This is a genomic window from Actinoallomurus sp. NPDC052308 (assembly GCF_040679195.1).
Lineage (GTDB): Bacteria > Actinomycetota > Actinomycetes > Streptosporangiales > Streptosporangiaceae > Actinoallomurus > Actinoallomurus liliacearum.
Genome location: NZ_JBFAUM010000028.1, coordinates 64,349 through 79,725 on the forward strand (window position 1 = coordinate 64,349; position 15,377 = coordinate 79,725).

Annotated in this window: 7 protein-coding genes and 1 pseudogene; 2 read left to right on the forward strand and 6 right to left on the reverse strand. The window is 68.2% G+C overall.

All coding sequences use genetic code 11. The features are described from left to right. Positions 1-134: 134 nt before the first annotated feature. Positions 135-1,079: pseudogene (locus tag AB0L00_RS38150) on the forward strand (aldo/keto reductase). A gap of 85 nt (positions 1,080-1,164) precedes the next feature. Here the strand turns inward: AB0L00_RS38150 and AB0L00_RS38155 are convergent. The 4 genes from AB0L00_RS38155 to AB0L00_RS38170 all read right to left on the reverse strand — a co-directional run bounded on the left by AB0L00_RS38155 (position 1,165) and on the right by AB0L00_RS38170 (position 11,136). Next, positions 1,165-7,881, reverse strand: coding sequence for a hypothetical protein (locus AB0L00_RS38155; RefSeq protein WP_364442350.1), 6,717 nt, complete (start codon positions 7,879-7,881; stop codon positions 1,165-1,167). Between the two features lie 1,623 nt (positions 7,882-9,504). Next, positions 9,505-9,783 (reverse strand): hypothetical protein, encoded by a 279-nt coding sequence (locus tag AB0L00_RS38160; RefSeq protein ID WP_364442351.1) that lies wholly within the window; start codon positions 9,781-9,783, stop codon positions 9,505-9,507. Between the two features lie 360 nt (positions 9,784-10,143). After that, positions 10,144-10,326 carry a hypothetical protein gene (locus AB0L00_RS38165; protein ID WP_364442352.1) on the reverse strand — a complete coding sequence of 61 codons (183 nt, stop codon included), beginning with the start codon at positions 10,324-10,326 and terminating at the stop codon, positions 10,144-10,146. Between the two features lie 228 nt (positions 10,327-10,554). Further along, positions 10,555-11,136 carry a helix-turn-helix domain-containing protein gene (locus tag AB0L00_RS38170; protein WP_364442354.1) on the reverse strand — a complete coding sequence of 194 codons (582 nt, stop codon included), beginning with the start codon at positions 11,134-11,136 and terminating at the stop codon, positions 10,555-10,557. A gap of 334 nt (positions 11,137-11,470) precedes the next feature. Here AB0L00_RS38170 and AB0L00_RS38175 point away from each other — a divergent pair, with 334 nt between their 5' ends. Continuing rightward, positions 11,471-12,097 (forward strand): response regulator transcription factor, encoded by a 627-nt coding sequence (locus AB0L00_RS38175; protein ID WP_364442355.1) that lies wholly within the window; start codon positions 11,471-11,473, stop codon positions 12,095-12,097. A 68-nt stretch (positions 12,098-12,165) separates the two neighbouring features. Here the strand turns inward: AB0L00_RS38175 and AB0L00_RS38180 are convergent, their stop codons facing one another. Continuing rightward, positions 12,166-13,866, reverse strand: coding sequence for an EsaB/YukD family protein (locus AB0L00_RS38180; RefSeq protein WP_364442356.1), 1,701 nt, complete (start codon positions 13,864-13,866; stop codon positions 12,166-12,168). Further along, complete coding sequence (locus AB0L00_RS38185) at positions 13,766-15,361, reverse strand: thiamine pyrophosphate-binding protein (protein ID WP_364442357.1); 1,596 nt, start codon at positions 15,359-15,361, stop codon at positions 13,766-13,768. The genes AB0L00_RS38180 and AB0L00_RS38185 overlap by 101 nt, the downstream gene beginning before the upstream one ends. Positions 15,362-15,377: the final 16 nt, after the last annotated feature.

Below are 15,377 nucleotides of genomic sequence, written 5' to 3' on the forward strand. Positions count from 1 at the left end.
GCGCCGCACGTGGCGCTCTGTGCTCCTGACTGGCCAGTTTCCACGCAACTCACCCCCTTCGCGCAACGGAACGCTGCTTCATGTCGTTTTACATGAACGGCGTTCCGTTGCGGTCCTAGGGGAAACCATCCCTAATTCACGCGGCGCTGGACGCGGGCATCAACGTCATTGACACCGCAGACGCATACGCTCGCGGAGAGTCCGAGGAGATCGTCGGCAAAGCGCTCAAGGGCCGCCGCGACGACATCGTGGTTGCCACCAAGGCTCACATTCCCATGGGTGACGACCCGAACATGCAGGGAAACTCCCGCCGCTGGATCACCCGTGCGATTGAAGACTCCCTGCGCCGCCTGGGAACCGACTACATCGACGTGTACTAGATGCACCGCCCCGACCCGAGCACCGATGTCGAGGAGACCTTGTCGGTACTCACCGACCTGATGCGCGCGGGCAAGATCCGAGCCATCGGCTCCTCCAGCACGCCGGCTCACGAGATAGTGCAGGCGCAGTGGGTGGCCGAGCGGCGCGGTTTGCAGCGCTTTCGCACCGAGCAGCCGCCCTACTCCATTCTCAACCGCGGAATCGAGCGTGACGTGCTGCCCGTCTGCGAGCAGTACGGCATGGGCACGCTCGTATGGAGTCCCATGGCGCAGGGACTACTCACCGGCCGCTACCGCAAGGGGCGAGTTGCCGACACCCGCCGCGCCACGGCGGGCTTCAAGCACCTGAGTGATGAGCGCCGACTCGACGCCGTTGAACAGCTCATCCTGCTCGCCGAGGAAGCCGGAATCAAGATGACGCACCTTGCAGTCGCCTTCGCGATCACCCACCCCGGCGTCACCTCCGCGATCATCGGACCGCGCACCATGGACCACCTTCACGACCTGCTCGCAGGGGCCGAGACCGCCCTGACCGATGAGATCCTCGACCAGATCGACGCGGTCGTGCCGCCCGGTACCGACATCGGGACGCTCGACATGGCCTACGACCCACCCGCCATCCAGCAGACCGCGCTGCGCCGCCGCCTGCTCGACGCGCGCTCCGCTGCCTGCCCCGCCCCCGGGAACGCCCCGCGGTAGATCTCGGACCTTGCCTAGAGACGCGAACCGCCCCGGCGTGCAAGCCGGGGCGGCCGGCCTGTGTCCCCGCGCAGGAGGATGGGGCCTATTTCAGCCAGGCCACGGCGACATTGACGCAGAACTCGCCGTCGCCGCTGGCAGAAGGTGTTTGCCATATCACGCCGTTGGAATCGACCACTTTGTTCTCATCCCTCACCGTCGCACTGTCAAGTGGAGGGTGTGCGGCGATGCGTCGGAATCCTCGACTACGTTGCAGGGGATTGCCGCTGGACAGACCGGGCGGCGGCCGGCGCATCGCCGGATCGGCGATTTCCTGGCCGCCGCCCACCAGGACCTCGCCGTGGCCGGAGGCGGCGTTGGCCGCGATCACCTCCACTGCGTCTTCCTCGTCCTCGGTGTCCGGAGGGTAGGCCCCGGGCATATCCGGGGTCGGGGCCACGGCGGGTGGGGAGGTCCCCTGCAGGCGCGTCACGGCATCGCCGGTGGTTATCCAACCGGTCGTCGATACGACGGCCTCCAGGTCGCGGTCGTGCCACGGGGCCTTCTGCCAGTGCTTCAGATTCTCTGTCGGTACGCGGAGCAGGGCGCCGTTCTCTTCGCTGACGTCCGGGGTGTATTCCACGAACCACGGGTCGCGGTACTTCGCTTGCCAGATCAGCAGATAGGTCGGTTTGACTCCGACGAGGGTCACGTTGCGGCCGGTGGTCTTCGGGCCGCGTTCGAACGCCGTCTTGGCGCCGCGGTCGGCCATGACGGTGGTGTCGACGCCCAGGTAGTCCACGCCGAAGAACGGCCCGGCGGCGTTGTTTCCGTCGGCTGGGCGGCCGCCCATCTGGAAGTCCAGGAGCGCCCACGGCGAGTGGAAGGTCACCTTGCTGCGGCCGCCGCTGGTCCGGACGACCAACGCGCGGTTCTTCGCGTTGCGGATCATCACCTCGGGGGTGGTGGTCTCGAACGTGAACTCCAGGGAATGCACTGCGAGGGTGAGTGTGCCGAGGTAGCCGCCGAACCGGCCCGGCTCACGGATCGGAAGCGTGAGTCCCCCCGAGCCGAACAGCTCCGCCGGCCGGCCGGACAACTGCGTCTGCGTGATCGTGGAGGTGAGCTGCCGGAAGATGTCGCCCCAGGCGTAGAACCACGATTCGCCGCCTGGCGCGCCCATCAGGTCGCTGGCCAGTCCCTGCAGGACGTCCAATCCGGGAAGGCCGATCAGTTGGGCGTCCTGGAACGCCTCGGCCGGGATCCGAAAAGCGTGTCGCAGGGCGTCGGCTGTCGTGCCGGGGCGGAGGCGTCGCGGGGGCGTCGCGCCGAGCTCCCGCCGCTGAGCGTCGGACAGCTCGCGCGGGGCCCTGCGGTCCAGAACGGTGGGCAGCTTGGCCGGGCTGGGGAGCACGGTCATGGGGGGAACCGGGGGTGGTTCCGCGGTCATCAGGTGAGGGTCGAGATGAAGCTGGACGGCCATGCCGTTTTGGGCGTGCTCGACGTGCAGGGACCGTGAGGTGTGCAGGAGGCCGAGTGTGGCGAGGTCGAAGAGCAGGACTGGCGCTTCGCTCAGCTCGAGGTCGGCGGTGAAGTCGACGCCGAACCACGACAGGGCCAAGTTGCCGGTGCCGGTGTGGGAGACCTTGGACTCGGCGCTGCTGGACTCGTTGCGGCTCCGCTCGTTCTGTGTGCCATAGCTGTAGGTGTGGTTGTACCAGAAGGAGTTCGGGTCTCCGCCGCTGGCGGGGTGCAGGTCGTGAATGATCCAGCCCCGCGCGTCTGCGGCCCAGCGGACGCGCCGGTCCTTGGTCTTCTCCCGGGTGCGGTCCCCGCTCACCTGGAAACCGGAGTGGAAGCGGTCGATGCTGATGCCTTGGTAGCCGGGGTCCTTCAGGCGGCCCTTGAGCACTACCCGCAGGCTTCCGGTCCGCAGCATCGGGAAGTGGTCGCCGAGCGGTACGTCGAACGCCAGGCCGCCGTCGATCACCACGACCGAGCCCGCCGAGGACAGCGCTTTGATCATCTCCTTGTCCAGCTCAGCCGCGACGTGGTGCCCCCAGGCCTCCTTGACCTTCCGGTAGATCTTCTTTGCGAACTCCCGCGTCCGGGGCGATCGGTGAACGCCGGCGTTGCCGATGCCGTGCTCGCCGTCGAGCAGCCAGCTCGGCACGTACAATTCCTTGTCCTTGACCCGGGGGCCGGGCCATTTCTGTACGGCCGTCGTCCCGGTGGCCGTCTCGGGTGGGGCGGTGTCCGGTGGGGCCTGGCCGGTCTTCCGGTGCGCCGGCACCAGGCCGAGTTCGTCGGCCTGCTCGGCGCTGTGCACGAACCATCCGTCGCGTCCGATGGTGAGACTCGGATCCGCGGTGACGCCGCTCACCGCGAGGGTGACGTCGAACTCGATCTGGGCGCTGCCGAGTACCACGAAGCTGGTTCCCGCCGATATGTCCAGCGTCATCCGGCTGCGTGAGCCGGACAGCTCGGAGTTCCTGCCGCGGTTGTTCTCGACCCGCCGGAGGAGTTGGGGCTGGGGAGTGAACGTCGTGTCCTCGCTCAGGCTGATCGGAAACCGCACCCGCAGGCCAAGCTGCCCGCCCTTGCCGGACTCCTCGTAGAGGCCGTGAAGGTCGAGGCTCCCGTACTCGTTGTAGGTGCCGGCGCCATCGGCGAGCGTGACGGATTCCGCGCGTACCACCCGGGCGCTCATGCGCACACTCGCGTCGGCCTCACCCCACTGCCCATGGAGGACGTCCCGCTCGAGGAAGCCGACCTTACCCTCCCAGATCGGCCAGCCCTGCTCGTCCCCGGCCGCCGGGTGCTGGAGATCCTGGATGCGGGCGGCCACCAGATGGATCGAATCGGTCAGCCGTACCTGCTCCCAAGCCGGCAACTCGACACCGAAGCGTTCGGCGAACGCCCGCTCGATCTCCTCCCGTACGCCACCGAGGTAGGGCAGGAGCACCGACTGGTCCGGCCATTCCCGGCCCTCCTCCGCGGCCCATACCGGGTGGTCACCCGCCATGTCATAGAACGGCACCCAGGTGATCTGCCCGTCCTCGCCAGGGACCGGCTTCATGGTGAGCTGCACCGGCATGGTGAACGTGATGTCATCGGTGGCGATGACCCGCCCGTCGTCGGTCACCTGGACGTTCGGGTCCTCGCGCTCTATCGTCACGACGATGTGGTCGTGCCCGTCCTGCGGTTCCTCGGTGATGTCGACGACGTGCTGGCCGGGGATGACTCCCTCGTCCCCGTCATCCGGAGGGTAGGCACCGGGCATATCGACGGTCGGGTCACGCGGGACGGGATCGGCGCTGATACTCGCCTCGATCTGGACGTGTTGGTCGTAGACCGCCAGATCGTCGATCGCGGCTCCGAACATCGACCACATCAAGTGCCCTGAGGTGATCCCGAAGGTCTTGGCCAGGCGAGCCGCGAGAATCGGCCGGAACTCCGTCGCCTCCAGCGCGTTCAGCCCAAGGGCGGCGAGGCTGAAGACGAACTGCGCACCCCACCAGCCTCCCCACATCTGCTCGCTCGAGCCGGTCAGGTCATGCGTGTTGATGGTGGAGAGGTCCTGCTCGCCGTCCGGCATCCGGTACTGAAACCGTGGTTCGTCCACCGGTCGCGCCCGCAGCCACACGTACACCTGGCGGGTCAGGCCGGCGTACTGCTTCCACTGCAACGTGATCGGTACGCCGGTCGTGCGCATGCGCGGCAGGCTCGTGGCCAACTGCTCCTTCGACAGGGCCTGCTTCAACGCTCGCAGGTTCGCCTCGGCGATCGGGCTGGTCACCCACTTACGGGCGTGGCCCGGTGCCCGGTACGGCAGAGCGCCCGGATACCGCTGGTTGATCTGGTCGACCAGCGGCTGGTAGAGGTTCTCCAGACTCTCGCCGAGGTCGGCGATCCACATCCACGCCGGCCACCATCGCTCCAGCGTCTTCGGCGCCATCAGCCGCTGCTCCGGCGTCTCGATGCCCGGCCCGTTGAGCAGCGGTGGCAGCTCGTCGCCGAACCACCGCGGCAGGTCCCGGTCCAGCACCCGCAGCGTAGTGCCATCGCCGGGCAGATCGACGACTGCCGGGGAGCCGCCCCCATGCCCGACCTCGATGACCGCCCTGGTCTTGACCGCGATGAGCGCGGTGGGCTCCCCGACCAGTCGGACGCTGGACATCTCGTTGGCGTCGCCGCTCAGCCCGGACGTTATTCGCGCCGCCTCACGCCAGAACCACGGCATGAAGTACGTCAGCAGATGAAAGTCCGGGTGAACGTCGCCGATCGCCTTGTCGTGGTAGAGCTGCAACGCCGCGAACATCAGCGTCGGCGGAATGTCGATCATATCCGCGTGCGCCGTCACGACGTCCTGGTAGGTGACCAGCGTCTGCGCGTAGTCGGCCCAGGTGCCGCTGTCACCCCGCAGCACCAGGCCCGGGTTCACGAACTCGAACCGCACCGTGACGGAATCCGGCCCATCACCCGGTGCGCCGAGCGTGATCTCCCAGCCGCGCCTGCTCCGCGCCAGCGGGAACGCCGCGATGACCGTCTCCGGGGTGATCGCCGCCTGGACCCGGCGTTCCCGCTCCGACCCTGGCTTGGCGCCGACCGCCGTGGCGACCGCCGCGGCCAGCGCACGGGCACCGTCGAACGCCTGAACCCACGACCAGCGCGGCAGGCGAATCGGCTCACCGCGCGTCACCCGGCTCGCCGGGATGATCTCCCAGCGGCCGTCGCGCAGGCTGGGGAAGACCGAACGTGAGACCGCGCGGGCCGCCTCGTTCAACGGGTAGAGCACTTCCCGTGAGACGGCCAGCTTCACACCGTTGCCGAGGATCGGAGCCGCTTCGGTGTTGTCCCGCGACCAGGAGAATCCCGGCAGCCCGACGACCTCGACCTTCGCGAAGGCCTGGACGCTCATCCCGAACGGCACCGCACGGTAGGTGCTGCCCTTGACCGTCTGGTCGATCCGCGCGCCGTACCCGGACTGCGGCTTCTCGTAGTGGTCGGCCCAGCCATAGGTGGCCACGCCCCCGAAGGCGTCGTGACCGTGCAGGTCGAGGGCACCGATGTGCTTACCCCCGAACGCGTCCATCGCCCACGCCACGTTGAGTGTCCCGTCGGACATGTAGAAATGGACGCGACCCGCGCGAGAGCCCGTGGTGAGAGCGGTCGTGTGCTTGGGCCGCACATGGATCTCTTCACCGAGCTGGGATCCGCCGCTCATCTGCGCCCACAACGTCACGTGGAACGATCCGAGGCGGAATGGCGCCGCGCCACCCGCGATGTCTCCCCAGTTGTCGAAGAGCCAATCCTCCGTGATCTGCTCGCGGACGCGGTCCGCGTAGTGCGCCCGCAGCCACTGCGGCAACAATGCCACGACCTCGTCGGCGAACGCCGTCGCCAGCTCCGGCGTGACCTCCTGGACCAGCTCCGGACCGAGCGAACCGCGAAGATACGCAGGCAGGAGGTACCGGGCCTCCGGCTCGGACGGGACGACCTCCGACGGCTGCACACCGGTACGGGCCTCCTCCTCCCGCCGCGCCGCTTCGATCGGCCTGATCGCTGACAGCAGAGCGTCGCTCAGCTCGGCCAGCTCGGCCTCGAGGATCGCGTCCGTAGCCGCCTCGGCACCCAACAGTTCGGACAGCCGCTGCCGCAGGGCAAGGTAGAGGATCCGCAACTCGGCCCGCTTCGCGCGTCGCGTGGGCGGGTCCGTACCGAGCAGCGCGACATCGAGCTGTGCCCGCTCGTGGAGCAGCCAAAAGTACGCCAACCGCTGCGCCCACTCACCATCGATCCTCGGGCTGATCGTTCCCCGGTCCGGTGGCTGAGCGATCACTTCTTCGAGTGAGCGGGCCACCTGTTCCGGAGTGGGCTCTCGTGCCGAGGTCAGAGCGCCCGCTATCCGCCGAGCCGCCGCCCGGCTCTCCATCCGGAAGGCGAGCCTGGCCTGATGACGTACGACCGCATGCTCGATCCGGGTCCGGATCCAAGCCGCCCGCTGCTCCGGCGTGAGGACGGCGCCATCGCCCGGCGTGCCCTCGAACTCCCGCGCAGCCTCGGCCTCCAAGCGCCGCACCTCACGGCCCACCCATCGGCGCACCCGGCCCGAGGCCACTGTGCCACTCAGAAGCCGGCGCAGCTCCACCGCGGTTTCCTGCAGCCGCAGGATCCGCCCACGCTCGTCCAGCGTGCGGCCGAACGCATCGATCTCATCACGGAGCCGTTGGCTCAACCCTCGCATCCTGGCAAGCCGCCCGGCGTCCGCCGCGACCGTGCCGGCGAGGACGGTCCTCGCCTCATCGATGAACGAGCGCGCCGTCGCCGCCTCGTCGACCAGAGCGATGCTGTTCTTCTCCAGTGCCCGCAGCAGCGGGTTCTTCCGCAGGGCGTCGTCCGGAATGGGGGAGGCCTGGTGGGTAGCAAAGCGGGTCAGGGCCTCCAACTCGGGCACGAGCGCGGTCAGCGACGCGGCCAGGGACTCGACGGCCTCCTCGTGGGGGCGTCTTTCCGGCTTGAACGGGGTCATGCCGGTACCGGTGTGGGTGGCGTCGGTCACGGCCTGGGCGGTCGACCTCGATGCCGGCCTGGGCTGTTTCTTGAGCAGGTGGATTTCTTGGCCATTCGCTGCTTGAAAGTGCGCGCGGGGATTGATCAGTGGGAGACCCGCTGCTGAGCCAAGGACGCGGTCCCGTGTACCGAGAACGCGATGCGGTCTGCCGGCCTTGCCGGAGAGCCAGTCGATGATCTCCTGCTTGGTGCCGACCTTGATGATGAAGCCGTCGGGCTTTTTCGCGTGCTGATCGGGATAGATCAGCACTAGTCCTTGTATACCGGCGTTGTACACAAGCAAGGCGTGACCGGGCCCGTAGAGGCTCCCCAACCGGACAATGACGCGCGTACCGGTTTTGGCCTCTGCCAGCGGACCGATCACATCCGTCCACGCGTCGAAAGATGGCCACCGCAGAGCCGATCGCATACTCGGCAACGGTCGTGTCGGGGACCAGCGGCGCGTCAACTCTCCGAGGAATGACCAGCAGAACTGGCTACCCCACGCCTTTGTGGGCACTGGACCCCGACCGTCAAGCCGAGCGCGATCAGCTTCCTCGGCCCATTCGGCCGCCGCGGTGGCATCGTCTTTGATCTGCTCCACCGATATGGCGCCACCGGATAGGGCAGCGAACACATCACCCGCCGACGACGCACCACCAGTGGCGGCCGGCACGACACCCGTGTGGGTGGCAGCACGGAGTCGTGCCGGACGGCCCGCTTCGGGAGATCGCTCCGGCCGGCCTGCTTCACCCCGCCAGGCGCCCACCCTCAAGACCGACATCGCCCCAACGGCGGCCTGATCCGGGGCCGAACCCGTGGCGGGCCGCAGGACCACCGATACGTCGGACACGCCAGGGGCCTCGAGTGTGATCAGCCCATTGTCATGGAGCCGCGCCAGACCGGCCTGTACACACGCTGTCTCATGCCCCGTCACCGCGTACCGGGCCATGCTGTGCCGTGATGTGCGCCACCCCATCTGTCGGGCGTTCGCCTGCGGACCGGCACCTGACAGGCTCGCGGCCCCGTCACCGGACCCGCCACGGACACACTTCGTCGTGGCACCACATGGCAGGAGTTCCTTGGTTGATACAGGCAGGCTGGATTTCACAGAGATTCACCGTCGCGGGTCGATTCGCCATACTTTCTCGAAGTGAAGTTACAACACTTGACTTCCGAGAGGCAATGGCGAAATGCAGTATTAACAAGAAGGAAACACCGTGCATGCATCAGGTTCAGCGCCTTTCTCTTGGGTGCAACCCAAGCTGCCCGGTGTGCCGCCCGACCGTCCCAGTAGATAAGGCGTATCCGCCGGGATGCAACCGTCCGTCATCGCGTCGCTACTTCGCGGGAGTGCGGCTACCGATAATGACCACAATCGGGCGCCGAACAGGTTCTTATTGCGCACCGACCCTCCGGTCGCGCACATCCTGGTGATACGCAGACAGGGTGGGTGCGGGAAAAGGACCGTGAGTAGTCCGCTGATCGACACCGACCGTGATCACTAGCCGAATTTCAGCATCCACACATACTGCGTGGCGCCCCGCCACTCGGTGTACAAGCAGTCTCTGGTTTTCGCGGGCTGGGGTTCAAAGAGCGCGCAGTCCTTCTGTGCTTACATCAGCACCTCGACCGAGTGGCTGTCCTGTTGTCAGGGGGAGATGGCCGTTGACCAGTTCACGCTCTTGGAGCTCGGGACTTGCACTGCTCGTAGATCGTGTCGGCGGCGAGTCTGAGCCCGGCCGTGGCGGCGCCGGGGGTTGACCGCGGTCTCCACGCCACCCCCGGGCCCTCGCATCCCCCACCGTGGAAGGCCGGAACCTCCTCGATGTCGGCGACCTGGGCGGCGAACCCGCTCGCCTTCTCGACCGCGGCGACCGCACGCGCCGCACCCTCATCGGGCCGGCCCCAAGCCATCGGCCCATTCCAGGTGCCGGCGCTGCTCCTTGAACCGCGACCATGACGCCCGCCGTGCGGGGCGTTTCAGTCGTGCCAGATCGCTCTTGCAGTCCGGGCCGACCACCAGCAGCGCGCTCTTGCCGACACCACCCGGTCCGTGCACGAAGATCAGGCCCGGTTCGGCCGGCGCCGCCCGAAACAGCGACACCTCACTGTCCTGGCCGACGAACGAACGCCTGCGCAGCTCTCGCAACCGCTCACCCGGCATCGCCACGGATCAACGCTAGCCCAGGATCACCAACGGCCGGAGAGCCCTCCGGCCGATCCGTCCGCCACACCGGGCAGCGGATGGGCAGTGAATGGGCAGTGAATGGCCTTCCGAGGCGCGACCGGCCGATTGATGATCAGGGACGTCGCAGTCGCCACGGGCTACCGGCGGCCAAGTCCATTGAGCCGTCCGGACGGCACAGACACAGCAGCCGTACCCGGAGCCCGTGGCCCCTCCGATCCCACGAATGACTCCCGCAGACCCCTGACGTGAGAGGCAGCACATGGCAGTGGAGCTCGATGAACCCCTCCCGCGCGAGGCCGCCGGCGCCGTGTGTCAGACGGTGACCTACGGGCTGATAGGTCGTCAGTCGGCGGAGCCTCGGTCGCTTTGCCGAGGATGGTCGAGCAGGGCGACGGACAGCGCCTCTCTGAGCCAGATCTCGGACTCATCGAGTGACCAGCCGAGGTCGTCGGTGCGGATGAAGTAGGCGGAGTTGCAGAGATGGAGCCAGAGCAGCCGCCGTTCAACTCGTGGGACTACTGGCAAGATCGTAGCTGGAATTGGCAATTATGCCGCTCGTGGGCGAGGCGTTAAAGGGTGAGACTTTATGTATGGCTGAATCCGTTCCGCATCGTTTGCTCGATTCGGTTGCGGTTGCGAAATACCTGGGTGAGTGAATTGCTTGATCATCTGGTTGATGTCGGCCATTGCGATGTGGTGATCGCCCGCCTCGGTCATCCGCTGGGTGGCCATCCTGTCCGGCGGGGGTGGCGCTTACATGGACGGCGGCGGGTCGGCTGTTGCGCTGATGAACTCCTCGAGAGTCACCTCGATGAGTTCGGCCAGCGAGCGTCGATCTGAGCCCTGGCTCCAGCGGTGCCGTGCGGCGAAGAACACCGCGACCGCCGTCCAGGCCGCGATGGTGGCGGCCGGCTCGGCTGTTCCGCGGTCGCGGAGTGCGGTTGCGATCTTGTCTGCGAGGGCGGCCCGTTTGACCAGTTCGCGCTCTTGGAGCTCGGGACTTGCAGCGACGATGTGGTCCAGCTTGATCGCGTCCTTGCGGTACTGCTCGTAGATCGTGTCGGCGGCGAGTCTGAGCCCGGCCGTGGCGGCGCGCAGGGGATCGACGTCCTCCGGCTGGGCACGGATCTCGGCGGCTATGACCTCTCCGGAGTCTCCTTGTCCCGCGAAGACCACCTCGCGTTTGTCGGCGAAGTGATGGAAGAAGGTCCGCCTGTTCAGGCCGGCTCGCTCGGCGATCTGGGCGACCGTCGTCTTCTCGAAGCCCTGTTCGGCGAACAGCGCCAACGCCGCGTTGCGGAGGCGTCCATACGCGTCGGGTTCCCATCTGGCCACGGCCCGAGCCTATCCCGATTGCACTCAGTGGCATCAATATTGTACGGTGATGCCACTGAGTGCAATCACTTTGAGTCGCATCGACTCCGATGGCCCCAACGACGCGCGCCACCCGTACCGGCGGTCGCGGGCCCACAGCCGGTCCAAGCTGATCCGCTTCATCAGGCTGATCGGTCGCGTTGGCGGCTCGATCAAATAAGAAAAGCAAAAAACGGTGATCGATGATGTCGGTTCAATATCTTTCATTTCATCGAGTGATTCTGTGCAGGGGTCCAAGAGTCGCGGTGGTCCGATGACTTATCTGCCGAGAATTGCGGTTGTCGAGCATCATGGCTTGGTCCGCCGGGGGCTGGAGAGCCTGCTGGCCGGCAGTCCGTCCGTCCGCCCGGTCGTGGTCGTGGCCGAACCCGCCGAACTGGACCCTGCGGGCCCGCGCCCGGACGTCATCCTCTTGGGCCCCTCTCCGGAGACCGAGGGGACCCTGGACGAGGTGATCGGTAAACTCGCCACGCTCGGCAGGGTTCTGGTCGTCGCCGAGTTCGGACGGCGACAATCGGTGACCGCCGCGCTGAGGGCCGGCGCCCACGGCTGCGTCACCCGGGAGACCGGCGATGAGGAATTGCTCGGTGCGATCGCCACCGTTGCCCAGGGCGGGGTCCACATCGCCCCGGAGCTCGCCGGGCGGCTCCACACCGAACTGCGGCTGTCCCCGGCCGCCGAACCGCCCGCGCTCGCCCGTCGTGAGATGGAGACGTTGCGCTGGCTGGCCGCCGGTCTGACCCACCGGCAGATCGCCCGGCGGATGGCGCTGACCGAGGCCACCGTCAGCACCTACGTCAAGCGGATCAGGAGCAAGCTCGGGGTGGGCAACAAGGCCGACCTGACGCGAAAGGCGTTCGAACTCGGACTGTTCCTGGAAGACGGAGAAACCCGTGCGGCCTGGGACCCTCCCGGTCCCTGACGGCCTGAGTGACGCCCTCCGCCAGGTGAATCCGGTGCCCATCTCTGTTCGGTGGGGACCGGTCCGCGTCACAGGCCCCGGCCAAAGGTGAGGAACCAGTCGAACACCCCGAAGGCTGCCACCGCGAAGCCGATGCCGGCCCCGCCGAGCACCGACGCGGTGCTCGTCAGCCACCCGGGGCGCGCCCGGGATGGCGGTTCCGGATGGCGCACCAAATTCCGGAGGCCGTAACCCAGCAGCGCGACGGCGACCAGGCCGGCGCAGGCCGGCGCGGTCCATCCCGACCAGCCGAGCGCGCCGGCTCCGAGAACGAGCAGCATGCACAGCGCGGCGGCCGCGGCAACGGCGATCGGCACCGCCTCGGCGACCAGCCGCGCCTCACCGATGCGCAGCAGCAGTGCCGCCCCGAGACAGACGTCCAGCCAGGCACCGTATGAGGACCCGGAGGCGGCCAGAGCCACCAGCGAGGTGGCCAGCACGGCGGCCAGGCCGCAGGTCCACATCACCAGCAGCAGGGTCGCGCTGCTTACGGCCTGCGCGACCCGGTCCTCGTCGCGGTCGCCTTCGCCGGGCAGCCGCCGCTCGCCGACCCGCCGGTAGGCGTAGGCGACCAGGCCGCTGGTCGTCTGCGCGGAGAACGTCAGCAGGACGAACGCGATCACGGCCGCGACCGCGGCCGTCTGGGTGCCGTTCGCCCCCAGGAGAGCCAGTCCGCCGGCCATGACCGCGGTGGCCGCGCTCGCGGCCAGCACGGCGCAGGTGAGCACCCCGAGCGCCGCCACGTACGCCAGCAGAGCACCGACCAGGGCGCCGACGGCTAGGGCACCCAGGAAGAAGCCACCCCGGGTCAGCGACCCGCCGGGCCCCTCCGAACCGGGGGGCCATTCTGATACGGCCAGCGCCCTGGCGGCCAGCGCCAACAGTGGTACCGAGGCTAGGGCGAGCGCCTCGCGCAGCCGCCGTGGTACCTGCCACCGCCGTTCGCCGGCCACCCAGGCCAGCGCGGGCAGCATCATGCCGGCGGTCGCCGCCAGGTCGGCCAGGACGCCGACGGCGAACCGGCCGCGCGCCTGGAGGACGACCAGCGCGGCGACCAGCCAGCACAGGCTGATCCCCGTCGCGGTCACCAGCCGGGCGCGGGCGTTCCAGCGGTGGTCCAGCAGTCCCTCGGACACCTCGGCGACCCGCTCGGCGACGTCGTACACCACCGGTTCTTCGAACTCGTGCGCCGTCACGTCGCGCAGGTAGAGCACCTGGCCGTCGACGATGCCCAGTTGGTTCAGCGAGCGCTCGGGCGCGTACGGCTCGCCGGTGGGCAGGGCCAGCGACCAGGCGGCCGGCATGACGTCGGTCTCCGGCTGGGCGCACAACTCGGCCAGAGCGTTCACGTAGCTGGTGATCGGCGCGTCGGCGGGTACCGCGAGGTCGACCTGGCGTCGCTCACCCACAACGGTGATCCGGCAGTGCTCATCCACGAAAGACGTGTCCCTTGAGGTTCTCGATCGGACCAGGCCATTCTTCCGGCGGGAGCCTGCGGCCTCCAGTACCCCGTTCCGGTGTCCCCTTGAGCTTCCGCAGGGGTCTGTCCTCCATGCCCCACCGGCGTTCTCGACCCGGCCAGTTGCCCACGAGCCCCGCGAAAGCCGTGACGGCGTCTCCTGGGCCGGCTCAGATATCGCGTTCGAGCCGGGCGTCGAAGGTGGTGACCGGAGCGACCCGTTCCTTGCTGACGACGACGTCGCCTCCGAGAGCGTGTTCGAAGCCGACATGCTCGTACGCGAGACTCGCGTTGTTCAGGACGATGACCACTGCGGGGACGTTCAGCCGCATCGCGGTTTCGAGGTCTCCGACGTTGTAGCCGAAGCCACCGTCGCCGACGAGGGCGAACGCGCGTTGTCCCGACGTCGCCGCGAGCTGGGCGCCGAGTACGGCGGGAAAGGCCCAGCCGAGCGTGCCGGCGGCGCGCAGGAAGGTCCGGCCTGCCGCGTGGACGGGGAACAGCGCGCCTCCCCAGGCCCCCATGAAACCGGTGTCAGCGACGAGTATGTCGCGATCGCCGGCGAGTTCCCGCAGGATCGCGACGATGGCCTCGGGCCGCACATGCCCCACGGCGGGCCGGCGTGCGACGGCCTCGAATGCCTCTTGCCAGGCATCACGTCTTCTCCGGACCGACGCGCACCACGTGTGGTGAGCGTCGTTGTCCGGTCTCGCGGTCGATGCCGTGGCGAGTGTCAACGCCGCGGTGAGCGCCCGGCACGCCTCACCGGCATCGGCGACCACGCCCGCCTCGACGGCGCGTGTCCGGCCGATGCGTTCGGCTGCCAGGTCGACCTGTACGACCTCGGCATCGGGAGAGGGCAGCGTGTAGGTGTCGGTCGCCAGGGCGCCCAGATCCGTGCCGATCGCCAGGATGAAGTCCGCGTCTCTCGCGATCTCGTTCGCGACCTTGCTCGAGTACCGTCCCGCGACGCCGGCCGACAGCGGATGGTTCTCGGGGATCGCTCCCTTCCCACCGAGGGTCGTCAGGACGGGAACGGTCGCGATCTCCGCGAACTCGGTGAGATCCGCCGCGGCATCGGCGAGCAGCACGCCGTTGCCGGCCAGGATCACCGGTCGCCGGCTGCGAGCAAGCCTGCCGACGATGTCGTCCACCGCACTCGCCGAGGGGGCCGGCGGTGCCGGGGCACAGGCGGGCGCGTAGTGGGCCGCCGGTTGCGCGTCCTGGGCGAGTATGTCGCTCGGGATGTCGATGTGCACCGGCCCCGGGCATCCCGCGGCTGCGATACGTACGGCCATGGCGACGAGTTCTCCGGCGCGATCCGCGCGGGTGACGCGAGCCTGCCACTTCGTGACCGATTGGAACATGGGCGGCTGGTCGAGCTCTTGATACTCGAACTTGTACTCGACCTGTGTCGAGACGGTGCTCGTGAGCGCGACGAGCGGGCTGCGTGCCCACCAGGCGTCCGCAAGCGCCCCCGCGACGTTCGCCGCCCCCGGCCCCCACTGCCCGTACACGACCGCGGGTTTGCCGGTGACGCGAGCGTAAGCGTCGGCCATGACGACGGACGCGGCTTCGCTGCGGGCGAGATGCAGCTGGATACCCTGATCGCGTAGCGCCCGCCACAGCCACAGATCGCCGCCCGTGACCAGGAAGACGCGGTCGATCCCGTCCTCCTTCAGCGCGCGGGCGACCGCGTACGCGACCCGCGGCGCATCAGCCGGGCGGCGTCCGTCCACCGCTGTGCCGCTTCCTGCTTCCGTCACAACGTTCCTCGCTTTC